Here is a 14,847-nt window from a genome sequence, read left to right as displayed (position 1 = left end):
AGGCCATGGTGTTTGAAGCGAAGAAGAGCGAATTGTCGAATATCGTCACGGTGCTGTCCAAAGCCACCGATTCGTTCTCCGGCCAAGTTGCCGACGTGCAGAGACATGGTCGGCAGGCGCTGTTGAAGAACAAGGGAGATTGGGTCCGTTCCGAGGAAGAGAGGCTTGTGAAGCTACAGACGGGCCTGACCGCTTTACATGACGGTCTTGATTGCTTGCATGATTCATGCGAGTCGGCATCTTGGGACCTGGCGGTACTGTCGCAAAAGCGTGACGACGTGCTGTCGGTGGTCGGGACGACCGCATCGGACTATGACCGTGTCTATTGCGATACCTGTGCGAACTGTGGGCGGTGCCTGTCCGCGGTGCTCGACTCGTTCGGTGCGTTGTCCAAGGCCCGGAAGATTGCCGCGGATGGTGTCGCAGGTTTGGGTAACGGGCCGGAGCAGTCGGTTATGCAGCAGGATTTTGATGCTTTGAGCGAGCAGATCTTGTCAGAAAAAATGACGGTCGACCTGCTCAGTACTTCGTGGGACGAGTACCGGACTGCAGTCCGGCAGTTTGACGATGAGTATTCGGCCAAGTTCGCTGGGCCTCTGCTTGACAAGACCATGATGGATTCGGCATCGGCGAAGACCTTCGATTCTGTTCTCAAAGGGGTCAATTTGCCCAAGGACATGAAGAAGGGAATCGATGACGACAAGAAGATTCTCAAGGATTTGATCATGTCCATGGATCTTGCGGAGATGGCGGATGACAATCCTGGACTGGGGGACAGGTTACTGAAGTCCGCGAAGCAGTTCGCCAAGGGAAGGGGTTGGCAGCTTTCGAAGAACGATGCAGAGACAATATTGGATAATCTGCTCGCCTCGCGGCAGAAGAGTGCCGAAGCTACTTTCTCCAGAAGGTTTGTGGAAAAGCTCAAGTCGGGGTCGGGTACGACTTGGAAGCAGATCGGTGAAATGGTTCACGAAGAGGCATCGACTGGTGCCGTGGTGGGCGAGGTCAAGGGCATGGCCAAGGGGTTGGGTGAAATCGGTACTGCGCTGCAGGTGTTCAGTGTTGGCAGCGATGCGTACGGCGCGTACCACCTGACTGCAGGGAATGCTGGTGACAAGTGGGCTTCCGTGGTCACTGAGGTGAGTGCTGATGTGGTCGACATTGGGGTCAATTATGCCGCATCGGCGGCCATCGGAGCCGCCGTTGGTGGTCCGTTGGGGGCTGTTGTCGGAGTAGTTGGAGGCATGGCTGTGGGCTTCGTGTGGGACCAATTTAAAAAAACGGATTGGTACAAGTCTGGGAAGAACACTGTAAGGAATCAGTTTGACAAGTGGTTCGGGGGTAAACATCATGACTAATAATGATAAGAAGCTATTGCCTGCGACCGGCTCCGATGATGTGTGGTTGGGTCCGTTCGGTTTTACGGTGGATTCGGATGGGTTCCGTGAGTTGTTCCATGCGGAGAATGACCGGTACATGCGTGTGTTGGGGTTGATCGGCACTGTGTGTGCTGGATGGGTTGTGCCTCTGGCTGTTGTCACGTTTTATATACCGTTTTTTACCCATGACCCCTCGGCTCATATCAATAGGTCTGATTTTTGGGGCGTCACTGGTGGTTTTTTGATTGGTCTGTTTTTTATTTTGTTGTTGGTGGCGCCGCCGTTGCCGTTGACGACGCGCAGGGCGCAGGAGGCGGCGTTCATGAAGTATCATGGCGGGGCTGCGGGCGCGTCGGAGGTTGGTGTGCGGGTGTGGTTGTGCCGGTATGGGTTTGAGGAGGTGACGGCGTCGGGTGTGGTGGTGCGTCTGCCGTATGCGTTGATGCGTCGTCCGGTGTTGTCGCGTCGGTTTTTGTTCATGGGGGTGCGGTCGGCGGGCCGTGATTCGGCGTTGTGGAATTCGGTGGGGGTCAATTGGGTGTTCCGTCCTGATTGGGATGGTTCGGGCGGTTTCGTGCCGCGTTCGTGTCTGGATGGTGCTGGTGGCGCGCGTGTGGTGCGGCGGCGTGTGGCGCGTGTGGTGCGGTCGGGGCGGTGGCGGTATCGTCGGGCGTGTGTGTGGGCGTGGCTTGGCCGGTTGCGTGGCGCGTGGGCGGACCGGGGCCTGGCGTTGATGGGTCCGGAGTTGGAGTGGCTTGAGCAGGGCGAGCGGTTGAACCGCGAGCGTGAACAGCGTGGGTCGGAGGGTTCGTCGCGTGCGTGAGCGCCCTTGCCCGTCCGTTTGCTTTGCATTACCGTTGTGGTTAGTATGGCGGTGTTCGATTGTCGATGGCGATGTGAGGGTGGTTTGGTGGGAGCATGGGGATGGATGCGGCCGGTGGGCGTGATGGTGGGGTCGGTCTTGACGTCGAGGTGGCGTTCAATCATGCCGATGAGGTCATAGGCGCCTCCTCGGCTTTCACACGATTCGCTCCCATTGCTCCCGTGGCGTCTGTCGCTCTGGGATTCGCGTGCGGCTATTTGGCCGGAAAGGGTGCGGATTTGTTATCTCAAAAGTTTGGCTGGAAGAATTAGGTAGGGGGTAGTTGTGGCTGATTTTCCTCAGAGTGAGTGTTTGGGGTTATGTGGATACACGGATATAACCTGTGAACCGATAGCGCATGAATCTGAGAATGAACAAGTATACGAATTCACCTTATCGCCTTCTATGTTCTCCGATTTCGCTTTCGAGGCTTATGGCAAGGGGGGTGTTGACGTACTGGCTGGTGTGTTGTGTTTGTGTTTTATTGGTGTTTTTCTGTTTTTTGCCATACCTGATTTCCCGACTCTGACGGTTACGTTGAAATGTGCTGTGGTCGTTTTCGGGATTGCTGGGCTTTTCTTTGTCGCAAGTGTTTGTTTCCCGGGTTTCCGTAAACATTTTGTGACTTCCGGTCGTGTGCAGACGGAGGTGGATTGGTTTGATTATGGTGGGCCGATGTTTCCCTCGTTGTATTCGGCGCAGCGTGGGGGCGTGTTGACGCCGTGTCGTTTTGTGGTGATGGACGATGGGGTGCGTTTGATGCGTATGCCCGCCGGCCGGATGGTGGTCGAGGACGTGCCTTGGGCCGCGTTCGACAAGGTGGTGGTCACGCGTTCGTGCGTGGTGTTGCGTCCCGGTTCGTTGGCGCGTGGCAGTATTCGTTTCAATGGTCCGTATTGGTCGTATGTCAGTGCTGGCGGGATTGGGTGCTGCGTATTGGTCGGTTTGGATGCGTTGACCGATGTGGACGGCTTCGTGGATGATTGCCGTTCGCGTATCGCCAGGGCGTCGGAGGCTGTATCGGTGTCGCATGAGGAGGAGGGATTATGAGCGGTGTGGGTGTCGTTCGGGAAATGGGCGGTCGATGGTCGGCGGAGGCCATCGGTGGTGTGGCTTTCACGGCCCAGCAGTTGTATGTGTTGTTGGGCGGTCCGGACTATGGCAGGTTCGCGGTGCCGCCTTCGGAGGTGCCGATGGGCTATGTGGGTAATGATGCGGTGCTGGACGGCATGCGTCGGGACATGGTGGCCTCTTTGGCTCCGCTGGGGTTGGTCGACGACAGGGGTGAGCCTTGCGGGGCGTTGGCGTATCTGCTCGATCCGATCCGTGACTGCCGGTTCGATGTGATGGATGGAAGAATTCCCGATGGCGGAGACCCGGATGCCGGGGTGGAGCCGGATGCCGCCGATGCTGCTGACATGCGTACGTTCTGCGTGTGTTTTGGCAGTGGTTCCGCCACTATGATGTGTCATGTGTTCGCGGCCGACCAGCCGGGGATAGCGTTGTTGGACCTGGGCGCGCCGGATGGATGGGGGGCCGCGTTCTCGCATCGCACGCGTTTGGACACGTTATGGCGGTATGCCGGTGAGCCGATGATGATTGAATGCGACAGCCAGAAGGAACTGGATTTGGCTGAGGCCACGAGTCCCAATATGATGACAAACAGCGCTCACTGGTTTTGAAGCAGAGTCGGTTGGATGACGTCGACCGTCAGATTCGTTCACTGAATTCCCAATTGTCATGAGTGCTCCGCACGGGCGGTGTCGACCGGTGGCTTACTTTTAATGGTATCAGGTTTTGTTGAAATGGTTCGTTGGCTATCTAACCAGGCTTAGCAACGGTGATGAGGAAAGAGATTAGCTATGGGTGTGAATTTTGAACAGTGGCGTGTGGATCCGGGGGCCAATGGTGTTCCCGATGCCGGTGCGATTGCCGTGGAAGAGGAGCCGACCGTGAAAGGTGTGTCTTTGCTCGATGATACGGCTTCCGAGATCGACAAGACCGCAGCGGATTTCCATAATGCGGGTAATCTCTTGGGGCGGTTCCAGGGCGATTCGTTCAAGGCTCTCGGAGATATTCTTGATGAGGCAGGCAGGCTGCTTTCTGGTTTCTCCGATTCTGTCAGGGGCGAGGGCGCGGGCATCTCTTCCGCGGTGAGGGACCTTGTGGATACAGACTCGGCCGCTGCGGCGGCCATTCGGGATGGGAGGTAAGTGGTCATGGTGTTCGAGGCGAAGAAGAGCGAATTGTCGGATATCGTCGCGGTGCTGTCCAAAGCGACCGATGCGTTCTCCGGCCAAGTTGACAGTGTTCAGGAACACGGTCGGCAGGCGTTGTTGATGAACGGGGGAGATTGGGTCCGTTCCGAGGAAGAGAGGCTTGTGAGGCTGCAGACGGGCCTGACCGCTTTGCATGACGGGCTTGATGGCCTGCACGATTCGTGCGAGTCGGCATCCTCGGACCTGGCGGCACTGTCGCAAAAGCGTGACGACGTGCTGTCGGCGGCGGGTACGACCGCGTCGGACAGTGACCGTGTCTATTGTGATACCGGTGCGGACTGTGGGCGGTGTCTGTCCTCTGTGCTCGACTCGTTCGGTGCGTTGGCCAAGGCCCGGAAGATTGCCGCGGATGGTGTCGCAGGTTTGGGCAACGGGCCGGAGCAGTCGGTTATGCGGCAGAATCTCAATATGCTGAGCACCCAGATCTCGTTTGAGCGGTTGGCGGCCGACTCGTTGAGCGACTCGTGGGATACGTACCGGGCTGCGATTCAACAGTTTGACGATGAGTATTCGGCCAAGTTCGCTGGGCCTCTGCTTGACAAGACCATGATGGATTCGGCATCGGCGAAGACCTTCGATTCTGTTCTCAAAGGGGTCAATTTGCCCAAGGACATGAAGAAGGGAATCGATGACGACAAGAAGATTCTCAAGGATTTGATCATGTCCATGGATCTTGCGGAGATGGCGGATGACAATCCTGGACTGGGGGACAGGTTACTGAAGTCCGCGAAGCAGTTCGCCAAGGGAAGGGGTTGGCAGCTTTCGAAGAACGATGCAGAGACAATATTGGATAATCTGCTCGCCTCGCGGCAGAAGAGTGCCGAAGCTACTTTCTCCAGAAGGTTTGTGGAAAAGCTCAAGTCGGGGTCGGGTACGACTTGGAAGCAGATCGGTGAAATGGTTCACGAAGAGGCATCGACTGGTGCCGTGGTGGGCGAGGTCAAGGGCATGGCCAAGGGGTTGGGTGAAATCGGTACTGCGCTGCAGGTGTTCAGTGTTGGCAGCGATGCGTACGGCGCGTACCACCTGACTGCAGGAAATGCTGGTGACAAGTGGGCTTCCGTGGTCACTGAGGTGAGTGCTGATGTGGTCGACATTGGGGTCAATTATGCCGCATCGGCGGCCATCGGAGCCGCCGTTGGCGGTCCGTTGGGAGCTGTTGTGGGAGTAGTCGGAGGCATGGCTGTAGGCTCTATTGTGAGCTGGGTGCATGGAACCGATTCGTATAAGAATGCGAAAAATGCTGTTAGGAATCAATTTGGCAAGTGGTTTGGAGGTAAGAATCGTGGCTGACAAATACAAGCCGTTGTGGGAGACGGCCGGCTCAGTTGGTGTGTGGTTGGGTCCGTTCGGGTTCACGGTGGATTCGGATGGGTTCCGTGAGTTGTTCCATGCGGAGAACGACCGGTACATGCGTGTGCTGGGGTTTGTGGGGTGCGTCTTTTGTACTCCGTATGCTGTTCTTTGTTTTTTGATGTTGGTGAATCCACGGAGGTTCGCCAATGATGGCAGGTTGAGAGCGGTCGATGTGTTGTGTTCTTTGGCTTTCATTGCCTTGTGGTTGTTTTTTGTTCTGTTGTTGGTGGCGCCGCCGTTGCCGTTGACGACGCGCAGGGCGCAGGAGGCGGCGTTCATGAAGTATCATGGCGGGGCTGCGGGCGCGTCGGAGGTTGGTGTGCGGGTGTGGTTGTGCCGGTATGGGTTTGAGGAGGTGACGGCGTCGGGCGTGGTGGTGCGTCTGCCGTATGCGTTGATGCGTCGTCCGGTGTTGTCGCGTCGGTTTTTGTTCATGGGGGTGCGGTCGGCGGGCCGTGATTCGGCGTTGTGGAATTCGGTGGGGGTCAATTGGGTGTTCCGTCCTGATTGGGATGGTTCGGGTGGTTTCGTGCCGCGTTCGTGTCTGGATGGTGCTGGTGGCGCGCGTGTGGTGCGGCGGCGTGTGGCGCGTGTGGTGCGGTCGGGGCGGTGGCGGTATCGTCGGGCGTGTGTGTGGGCGTGGCTTGGCCGGTTGCGTGGCTCGTGGGCGGATCGGGGTCTTGCGTTGATGGGGCCGGAGCTGGAGTGGCTTGAGCAGGGCGAGCGGTTGAACCGCGAACGCGCGCGGAGCGCCGCGAAGACCACAACCCCCCAAAACGCCAAAGAGGCTGGTGCAGTGGCTCTTGAGGTGGGTGGTGCTCAGTGAGGTTCGTGTTGTCGCGGTGTTGTTCATCGCTGTGACTATATGGAAAGGAGAGCGGTTATGGATGTGCTTGATGAACTGGCCGAGTTCAGACTTAACGCGGAGCTGGGCGGTTTGAGGGTGCTGCGGGCCGGCGCTCAGAATGATGTGTCGTGGGCTGAGGAGCGTGTCTCTTCGTTGAACTCTGAGATCCAGTCCATGCAGGAGTCCATCAATAAGGCGAAGTCGTACCGTGATATCGAATTGGCCGATCTGAAGGCCAAGAGCAAGCAGGTGCATGATGACCTCGTGAAGGCGGGGAAGGAGGTGAACAAAGGCATGGATGAGTCGTCGACGCAGTCCGGAGTGGAGAAGATCTCATCTGACAGTGCCGGTACGATCGACAGTATCTGTGCAGCGTGCAACAGTCTGATTAAGCGTCTGAACGGTCAGTTGGGTGATTTGAGGTCCGAACGCGAGGGAGCGGAAGCTGATGTCGTGAGTGCCAAGGCTCGGAGGGATTCTCTCGATGGGCAAATCAGTTCGACCCAGTCCAAGCTTGACGGGTTGCGGCCCGGTTCATAGTGGTTGGAACGGTATCGTTTCGTGCCTCTCTGGTTCGGTTCTGTAAAAATAATTAGCAAAAGAAGCAAGAATAAGCAATAAACATAAGGAGTGTTGTCATGGCTGTAGTTAATTATGATGGTTGGCTTCCTATTGGTTCGCTGGTTCATCTGAAGGGCGGCGAGCGTCTGACGATGGTGACCGGGCAGATGCAGGAGGAGGCCGGTACCGGCACGTATTGGGATTACTTGGGGTACCCGTATCCGGAGGGTAGGGCAGATGCCTCCAAGGACTACTTCTTCAACAAGGACTTCATCGATGGTGTGTATTTCCTGGGTTATCAGGACGTGGCGGGAGGCCAGTACCTCGACCTGCTCAAGGAGCACGAGGATGAATTTCATGAGGAGCAGGCCAAGCGTGCGGGTCGTGGCGGAGACTTGCATAAGGATACCGATGAAGCGGACGAAGATGATCAGTCCAAGTCGGCTGAGGCATGAGAGGCTGAATCTCGGCATGTATTGTGTGCCTCGGCTACATTCCGATGACCCGCCGGTGAGGTTTCTTGGCCGATGCGCTAGCGCGTTCATCGGCATATGGTTTCGATGTCGTACTGGATTTGCATTGTTAATGCGGAAGGTGGTCTGTGATGGGTGTGTTGGATGGCAAGTTGCTGGTGGAGGTGTTGCTGCCGGCCTCGGGCAGGGTGACTTCGGTGCGTGTGCCCTGCTGCCTTTCGGTGGAGGCGGCGGCGGATATGGTCGCCCGCCTGCTGGCGTCGCGTGAGCCGGGTGTGTTCTCGTACTCGGGTGGCGCGGACCTGATGCGTCGCGACGGGGTGCCCGCGGGTCAGCTGCTGCCCCCGAACGAGCTGGTGGGCGTGTTGGTGGCGCGAGGCGATCTGGTCGATGGGTCGCCGCTGGTGCTTGTCTAGTCACGCTTGGAGGTATGGTGGGCTAGTGGGCGTGATGCGAATAGCGGATTCGTGGGAATCGTCAGGTCTCGGTATTGCGGTTGTGGTGCGGACCGAGTTTGCCATGGACGTTGTTTCGGCTGATTCCAGCCCATCCCGATTATTTGGTTGAATGGCGAGGGTGCGAAATGAAGGAGCGTAGGACCAAGGACCGTCATACGGGTGCCCGAACGTTGCAGGTGCGGACCACGCGTGGCGAAAACTTGGATTATTCGCGTGCGGAGTGGCTCGTGGGCGCCCGGTCGGCGGTGCTGCTGCCTTTCCGGTATGAGGCGACGGAGCATAAAACCCTGTTGTATTACGACATTACCGGTCTGCCGACTCTGCCGGAGTATTTGGGCATGGGGATCTCCGGCATGCAGTACATATCGCTGCTACGCTCGGTGCAGACTCTTGGGGAACTTTGCGCGTTGAGTGGGTTGCCGACCGAGATGTTGCGTTTCGAGCCCGAGAACGTGTATGTGCGCGACGAGGGCATGGTGTTCTGCTGCCTGCCGCTAACCCCACCAAGCCCGCAGCGCATGCAGATACTTCAGCTTCTGGAGTATCTCGCAGGAGGTAATGTGCGTTTTGTTCTCCAGAGCGATGCCGAGTTGGCCGGCAGGACGCTGGATTTCGTACGTCGTCACCCGGTGTTCTCCTCGTTCGAGTTCGGACAGTGGCTTTCAGGGAGCTTCGGGGTTCCTGTGAGCAGCGGCAGGCCGTCCGTTCAGTCTGGCGGGCAGTCCGGAAATGCGCCTGGACAGAGCGTGCAGGAGGTGTTTGACCCGTTTGCGGCTTCGTCCACATCCTCTTCGCCACAGGTTCAAAACGGACCCTCTCCGAAACAGGCGCCGGTTGGTGGCGTTTCTGTTAAGGTGGCTCAAAGCGTTTTCTCACCCGATGCGGAGCCTCACGGCAATCCCGCTTCCGGCGGCGGGAATGCGGATGATTGCGCCCAAACGCTTCCAAGTCTGCGCTATCCGCCTAGGGACTCACCAGTTCAGTCTGTCGAGCCTTTGGGCACACGGGCTCTTTCCGGGGCTCTGGCGCATGGGGCGGAGTCGGTTGCCTTTGTTGAAGGTGCTGCGGTTTCGGCAGGTCCGCTGAATATGGCTTCGTCTGTCGATATGTCGGGAGGGTTCGCGGGCCCGGCGGTTTCTCCGCCTGTCGGCTTCATCGTGGTACGGGAGAAGGACGGTTCTCGTCTGCATTCGGCTTCCAGTAGTGCGGTCATCGGTCGTTCGTCGAGTTGCGCGATCTGTGTGCGCGGCAACACCAATATCAGTCGCAGGCACGCGACAGTGGCTGATTTGGGCGGCGGCGGATTCGGAGTTACCGATTTGGGTTCCGCCAACGGCACCATGGTGCGTGGAATGAAGGTGCCGCAGGGCGAGATCGTGCAAGTGTCATTGGGTGAGAGTTTTCGTCTCGCCGACGAAACCTTCCATATCGAACGTTGACATGGATGACCGTCGTGTCCGCAATGGCGGGCATGCGCTGGTGTAAGGTCTACTTCATGAGTATCACTGTCACCACATCCAACCTCAACGGAATTCGCGCCGCCAAACGCAAAGGCCTGATCGAATGGTCCGATGCGAAAACCCCTGACATCTGGTGCATGCAGGAGGTGCGTGCCCCACAGGAGGAGATCGACCCGATTTTCGATCAGCTCGCGGCCGGCTATGTTTCTTCGGGCAAAGTCGACGGCATCGACGGCGTCGACTGCCTCAACGAGGTCTGCCGGATCAAAGGCCGTGCCGGCGTCGGTTTGCTTTCCGCGCTCACCATCACCGAGAAGCGCTATGGTTTGATGGACCTGACCGATGACGTTGACTCGGGACGCTGGATTGAGGCGGACATCACGGCGCCCGGCGGTGCCGAACTGACGGTGGCGAGCGTCTACGTACATGCCGGAAACACCGACGACCCGAACAAAATGGCGCAAAAGTACCGTTTCCTTGACCGCATGCTGGAACGCATGGCGCAGTTGCGCGACATCGCGGCCGACGGCGGACGCCAGGCCCTGTTGTGCGGGGACATGAACATCGCGCACACGCCGCTCGATATCAAGAACGCCAAAGCCAATGAGAAGAATTCCGGCTTCCTGCCAGAGGAACGCGCATATGTCGACAGATGGCTCGATTCGCAGGACCTTGGCTTCGTCGACGTGATGCGTCGTCTCGCCGGGCCGGTGCAGGGGCCGTACACTTGGTGGAGCCAGCGCGGCCGAGCGTTCGACAACAATGTGGGTTGGCGCATCGACTATCAACTGGCCACGCCGGGCTTGGCGGCCAAGGCGGTCGGCTTCGACATCGACCGCGCCTCCTCGTACGAAACCCGGTGGTCCGACCATGCTCCACTGAGCGTGGTATACGACCTGTAAACAGGGGTCGTCGTCCTGGTTCCCATCGACATTCCGCCATGCCTTCGTGTTAGACTTGGCAGCATATTGTCTGCTGTGAAATGAGGAACCATGGGATTGTTCGGATTCGGCAAGAAACACGCTGAAAAAGTCTCCGAGAAGGACGTTGATGACGACGAAACCGCCAAGGTGGAGGAATCGGGCGATCAGACCGCACAGGGGGCCGGTGACGATTCTGACCAGACCGACCAGGCCGGTCATGCCGATCAGTCCGGTGACGCAACGGACACGGAGCCTGAACCCAGGCCTGTGCCCGAAGAACCGCAGGAGGATTACCCCAATCGTGGGCAGGACTACGGTCCTTGGGACATCAACGAAGAAGACGGCCCCGACTATGACGAATACCTCGATGTCGGTTCCTACTACCTTCCCTTCCTTCAAGGCATTGAGCTGCGCATCAAGGCGAACCGTGCCACCGGCGACGTGCTTGGCTGCACCATTTCGTACAAGTCGTCGAGCCTTGAGATCGAGGCTCTTGCGGCTCCTAAGACCATGAGCCTATGGGACGGCGTGCGTGAGGATCTGCTGGCCGCCAATCCCAAGGCCAGCGAAAAGCCGGGTGTGTTCGGAATGGAAGTCAATCTGCCCATCGAAGTGAAGGGCGGGAAGTCAGTGATGACCCGCATCGTCGGGGTGGACGGACCGCGCTGGATGCTGCGTGGCATTTTCTCCGGTCCCGCAGCCACCCAACCGAGGAGCGCCGAGGCAAAGGCGCTCAACCAGTTCTTCTCCGAGATTGTCGTGGATCGTGGCGAAGAGCCGTTGGCCCCGCGCGATCTGATTCCGATGCACCCGCCTGTTTCGCCTGAGCAGCGGCGTAAGGCTCAGGCCCAAGCGGAAGAGAAAGGCGAAGGCAAGCAGATTCCGAAGCGCATCAACGGCCCGTTCGTCGCCGATCAGGAGACCGAGGTTCAGACCACGATTTCGCGTGGACCGATGTTCTCAGAGTTGCGCTAAGCCTTGAAAAGTCGTCGGATTGCAGCCGGCATGTGTCTGGATGCTGTGGTTGGGCGACGGATGGTTCAAACTAGGCAATAAACGACGGTAGAGGATTATGGACGATAGAAAACGCACCGGCTTAGCCTCGCTCGCTTCGGCGGACAGTGAGGACTTCTCGGTGATTGAGGCGATCGGCGGCATACGCGGTGTGATTGAGTCAATGTTGCCGGGCTTTGTTTTCGTCGTGATGTTCGTGGTCACCGGCGATGTGAAACTGACGGTCATCGTTTCGGCGGTGCTTGCGGTGTTGGCCGTCATTCTCCGTCTTCTTCAGAGGCAGTCCGTTTTAGGCGCGTTGAGTGGGCTTATTGCGGTGGGTATCTGTCTGGTGTGGGCGTGGACCAGCCACGAGGCGCGCAATTACTACATGTACGGGTTTATCACCAACAGCATTTTCATCGTTGTTCTGGTGCTCAGCCTGATTGCACGAATGCCGGGCATCGGCTTTCTGGTTGAGTTCATCCGTTCTCTGCCGACCGAGCGTTTCAAGGCGTGGCTCGACGACTGGCGCGGCGATAAATCGCTCAATCGCGCATATTGCATCACGACCGTGTTGTGGATCGTGCTTTTCGCGTTGCGTCTGTGCGTGCAGGTGCCGTTGTATATGACCAATCGAGTCACATGGCTCGGAACAGCGCGTCTGGTGATGGGAGTGCCGTTCTGGGCGCTGGCCATCTGGGTGTCGTACCTGATCGTCGCCACCCCCATGCGGCGTCATCCGAAGTTCGTCTCACAGGACGGTGACGATTCATCGTCCGACGGATCCTACAAACATGCCACGGTCGACAGAAACCTGCCATGATGGTCGATTCGGGCCTCTGATTTCTGCCGATTTTTTTTTTAACCGATGCTTGGTTGCGTGATTGCGGCTAAAGGGCTCAAGGCGATCAGGTAGCGGGTTTCCAACAGATTCGAGTGAACAAGTAATTCACTTCGGTTGAGCGATTGGTCGATCCGCATGGTTGATCCGGTGCAATCGACCGTGCGGGCGGCCTGTCAGGTAATAAAGTCCTTCGGGTCAAAGGCGGGGACGCGGGGAATCAAAGCGACATTCCGCATTCCGGCGTCCACCAAAGGCGAACGCGCTTATGTCGAACGCCTTGCGGGCAGGGGCTATTGGTAGGATTAATGCCGATGCGTCGCATCATTGTTCGTTGTTAATAGCTGGGAGAGAGTATGCAGAGCACAGTGCGAATTGAACGCTATGCCGACCAAGGGCGTTGCGTCGCCCATATTGACGGGCGCGTGGTGTTTGTGCGTTTCGCCTTGCCCGGCGAGTTGGTGCGCATCGAATTGGACGAGCCCCATGATCGCGACGATCGTTTCTGGACAGGGGAAGTGGTCGAAGTAGTCGAACCTTCCGAAGACCGTGTTGAGCCGGCGTGGCCACTGGCCGGCCCGTTGGCGAACGGTGGAGGGGTCGGCGGGGCCGATTTGATCCACGTCTCCCTTCCCGGCCAGATCAAATGGAAGTCCGCCTCCGTCACCGAACAGATGCGCCGTCTGGGTCATCTGGAAATCGACGATGTGCCGGTAACCCGCATCGAGGCCGATAACGAGGAGCATGGTCTCAACTGGCGCACCCGCATCGAGCTGATTGCGGATGAGGATGGACGCGTCTCCATGCGCCGCCGCGCCTCACACGCGCGTGTGCGTGTCGACACCGTGCCGCTTGCTTCTAAAGCACTGCTTGCCGTGGCGCGAAAAGAAGACCTGTGGAACTCGACCTTTGAACCGGGCTCCAAGATTCGTGTCGCCGTGCCCGAACCTCGCGACATTCGCACATCCCGCGCCACAGGCAAGTCGCTACTGGCCGCCGTCGGCGACAACTATGCGATTACGGTTGACGGGCATCTGAAGGCCGGAACAAAGCGGCTGAACGAAGTCGTGGACGCGGATGGCAACCGATACAAATACGGAGTCGACGCCGACGGCTTCTGGCAGATGCACCGTATGGCGCCCCCCACCTTGGTGCAATACTTACTGCGCTTGGCCAGTCGCGAACTTTCGGGAGTGCGTTCCGCCAAGATCTGGGATTTGTATTCCGGTTCCGGCCTGTTTACCGTGCCGCTTGCAAGGGTGTTCTCGCATGCCTCCGTGCTGAGCGTCGAAGGCGGGCGAGTCGCCGTACGCAACGCTGAACGTAACCTGCATATCGCCAAGGCGAGCGATGTCACCACGCTTGTCGGAGACGTGTCGCGACAGCTCAAACAGGTGCCGCAACAGCTTTCCAAACCCGATCTCGTGGTTCTCGACCCTCCCCGCGCCGGAGCCAAGGCCTCCGTTTGCCGGCAGATTGCCGAAGCCGGTGCCCACGGCGTGATCTACGTGGCCTGCAACCCGGCGAGTCTTGCCCGCGACGCTGCCACGTTCAACCAACTTGGCTATGCACTCAAATCCATACAGGCATTCGACATATACCCGATGACCCATCATGTGGAAACGGTGGCCCTGTTCACCAAGGTGAGGAGCTGAGCTCATGGCATTGTGGCATGGTGATGGGTTTCGTGCAGTGCACGGGATGCGTCGCCCTGCTCTTTTCTCATGGGTTGCGATGCTCGTGATTTTTCTGCTCGCAATGCTGGCCGGTTGCGCGCCGCCGGATGCCGCAGTGGGGGATACCAGCACGGCTGGCACCAACGTGACACACGACAGTGTCGACGACTCAGATATGCTGATCGGAGTGCTGTCCGTGGGAGATGGTGATGCGGATCGTCGATTGATCGGCACATTCGCCGCTGCCGGCATCAAGGCCGTCTATGCGCCCGCGCCCGAATCCGCGATGCCGTCCTCCGTGGCCGGTGACAGTGTCAAAGGTTTCGTCTCGAGGCCGGTCAAGGCGATCGTGATTGCCGCACTAGACTCTTCGGTTCCAAACGGCGGGGTCGCTCACGGTCCAAATGAGCTATCCGAAGGAACGGCACAAGGTGGCGCCGTGGCAGGCAGTGCCGGGCACAAAACGGACGATCCGGCATGGACGGCCGCGTTGCAATCAGCCCGTAACGCAGGTATACCCGTCATCTTGGTCGACCCTGTGCGCGCACCCTCCGACGCCCGGCTCTATGCTGAGATATTGACGACATCCGTCTCTTGGAGTAATCACGGAGAAGGTGGTAGGCTCGGTAGTACGTCGTCTTCCAAACCCATGACCCTCAAGCGTGCCGTGGCGCTCGCGGTCGATGACAATCCGCATCCCAAACGCATCGATGTCACCTTGAATCCCTAAGCGAGG

Annotated in this window: 17 protein-coding genes; all 17 read left to right on the top strand. The window is 58.3% G+C overall.

What is annotated here, in order from left to right:
* Nucleotides 1-5: 5 nt before the first annotated feature.
* The 17 genes from BBOH_RS03105 to BBOH_RS03025 all read left to right on the top strand — a co-directional run bounded on the left by BBOH_RS03105 (nucleotide 6) and on the right by BBOH_RS03025 (nucleotide 14,841).
* Nucleotides 6-1,358, top strand: coding sequence for a hypothetical protein (locus BBOH_RS03105; protein ID WP_044098101.1), 1,353 nt, complete (start codon nucleotides 6-8; stop codon nucleotides 1,356-1,358).
* The gene (locus BBOH_RS03100) at nucleotides 1,351-2,202 is read left to right on the top strand and encodes a hypothetical protein (protein WP_044098099.1); all 852 of its coding nucleotides are present in this window, start codon (nucleotides 1,351-1,353) and stop codon (nucleotides 2,200-2,202) included. The genes BBOH_RS03105 and BBOH_RS03100 overlap by 8 nt, the downstream gene beginning before the upstream one ends.
* Before the next feature lie 95 nt (nucleotides 2,203-2,297).
* Nucleotides 2,298-2,513 (top strand): hypothetical protein, encoded by a 216-nt coding sequence (locus tag BBOH_RS03095; RefSeq protein WP_143242530.1) that lies wholly within the window; start codon nucleotides 2,298-2,300, stop codon nucleotides 2,511-2,513.
* 403 nt (nucleotides 2,514-2,916) lie between these two features.
* Nucleotides 2,917-3,291, top strand: coding sequence for a hypothetical protein (locus BBOH_RS08750; RefSeq protein ID WP_156097523.1), 375 nt, complete (start codon nucleotides 2,917-2,919; stop codon nucleotides 3,289-3,291).
* Nucleotides 3,288-3,923, top strand: a complete 636-nt coding sequence (locus BBOH_RS03085) for a hypothetical protein (RefSeq protein WP_033522629.1) — start codon at nucleotides 3,288-3,290, stop codon at nucleotides 3,921-3,923. The genes BBOH_RS08750 and BBOH_RS03085 overlap by 4 nt, the downstream gene beginning before the upstream one ends.
* A gap of 180 nt (nucleotides 3,924-4,103) precedes the next feature.
* A complete protein-coding gene (locus tag BBOH_RS03080) occupies nucleotides 4,104-4,454 on the top strand; it encodes a hypothetical protein (RefSeq protein WP_033522630.1) in 351 nt (116 codons plus the stop codon).
* 6 nt (nucleotides 4,455-4,460) lie between these two features.
* The gene (locus BBOH_RS03075) at nucleotides 4,461-5,813 is read left to right on the top strand and encodes a hypothetical protein (RefSeq protein ID WP_156097522.1); all 1,353 of its coding nucleotides are present in this window, start codon (nucleotides 4,461-4,463) and stop codon (nucleotides 5,811-5,813) included.
* Nucleotides 5,806-6,702, top strand: coding sequence for a hypothetical protein (locus BBOH_RS03070; RefSeq protein ID WP_044098096.1), 897 nt, complete (start codon nucleotides 5,806-5,808; stop codon nucleotides 6,700-6,702). The genes BBOH_RS03075 and BBOH_RS03070 overlap by 8 nt, the downstream gene beginning before the upstream one ends.
* Before the next feature lie 57 nt (nucleotides 6,703-6,759).
* Nucleotides 6,760-7,263: a hypothetical protein gene (locus BBOH_RS03065; RefSeq protein ID WP_033521036.1), complete on the top strand. Its 504-nt coding sequence runs from the start codon at nucleotides 6,760-6,762 to the stop codon at nucleotides 7,261-7,263.
* Nucleotides 7,264-7,361: 98 nt separating this feature from the next.
* Nucleotides 7,362-7,739, top strand: coding sequence for a DUF4176 domain-containing protein (locus BBOH_RS08510; protein WP_074428465.1), 378 nt, complete (start codon nucleotides 7,362-7,364; stop codon nucleotides 7,737-7,739).
* A 149-nt stretch (nucleotides 7,740-7,888) separates the two neighbouring features.
* On the top strand, nucleotides 7,889-8,173 hold the full coding sequence (locus BBOH_RS03055) for a hypothetical protein (protein WP_033521038.1): 285 nt from the start codon (nucleotides 7,889-7,891) through the stop codon (nucleotides 8,171-8,173).
* Between the two features lie 167 nt (nucleotides 8,174-8,340).
* Entirely contained in the window at nucleotides 8,341-9,654 is a 1,314-nt protein-coding gene (locus BBOH_RS03050; RefSeq protein WP_033521040.1) for an FHA domain-containing protein, read from the top strand.
* Between the two features lie 56 nt (nucleotides 9,655-9,710).
* Nucleotides 9,711-10,577 (top strand): exodeoxyribonuclease III, encoded by an 867-nt coding sequence (locus tag BBOH_RS03045; RefSeq protein ID WP_033521200.1) that lies wholly within the window; start codon nucleotides 9,711-9,713, stop codon nucleotides 10,575-10,577.
* Nucleotides 10,578-10,667: 90 nt separating this feature from the next.
* Complete coding sequence (locus BBOH_RS03040; protein ID WP_033521042.1) at nucleotides 10,668-11,573, top strand: DUF3710 domain-containing protein; 906 nt, start codon at nucleotides 10,668-10,670, stop codon at nucleotides 11,571-11,573.
* Between the two features lie 97 nt (nucleotides 11,574-11,670).
* Nucleotides 11,671-12,417, top strand: a complete 747-nt coding sequence (locus BBOH_RS03035; RefSeq protein WP_044098095.1) for a DUF3159 domain-containing protein — start codon at nucleotides 11,671-11,673, stop codon at nucleotides 12,415-12,417.
* A 374-nt stretch (nucleotides 12,418-12,791) separates the two neighbouring features.
* Nucleotides 12,792-14,090 carry a class I SAM-dependent RNA methyltransferase gene (locus BBOH_RS03030; RefSeq protein WP_033521044.1) on the top strand — a complete coding sequence of 433 codons (1,299 nt, stop codon included), beginning with the start codon at nucleotides 12,792-12,794 and terminating at the stop codon, nucleotides 14,088-14,090.
* Between the two features lie 4 nt (nucleotides 14,091-14,094).
* Nucleotides 14,095-14,841 (top strand): type 1 periplasmic-binding domain-containing protein, encoded by a 747-nt coding sequence (locus BBOH_RS03025; protein ID WP_033521046.1) that lies wholly within the window; start codon nucleotides 14,095-14,097, stop codon nucleotides 14,839-14,841.
* Nucleotides 14,842-14,847: the final 6 nt, after the last annotated feature.

The sequence above is a fragment of the Bifidobacterium bohemicum DSM 22767 genome, assembly GCF_000741525.1.
GTDB classification, from domain to species: Bacteria; Actinomycetota; Actinomycetes; order Actinomycetales; family Bifidobacteriaceae; genus Bifidobacterium; species Bifidobacterium bohemicum.
The sequence above is the reverse complement of the archived record's forward strand: the minus strand, read 5'-3'. Positions and strand labels throughout refer to the sequence as shown.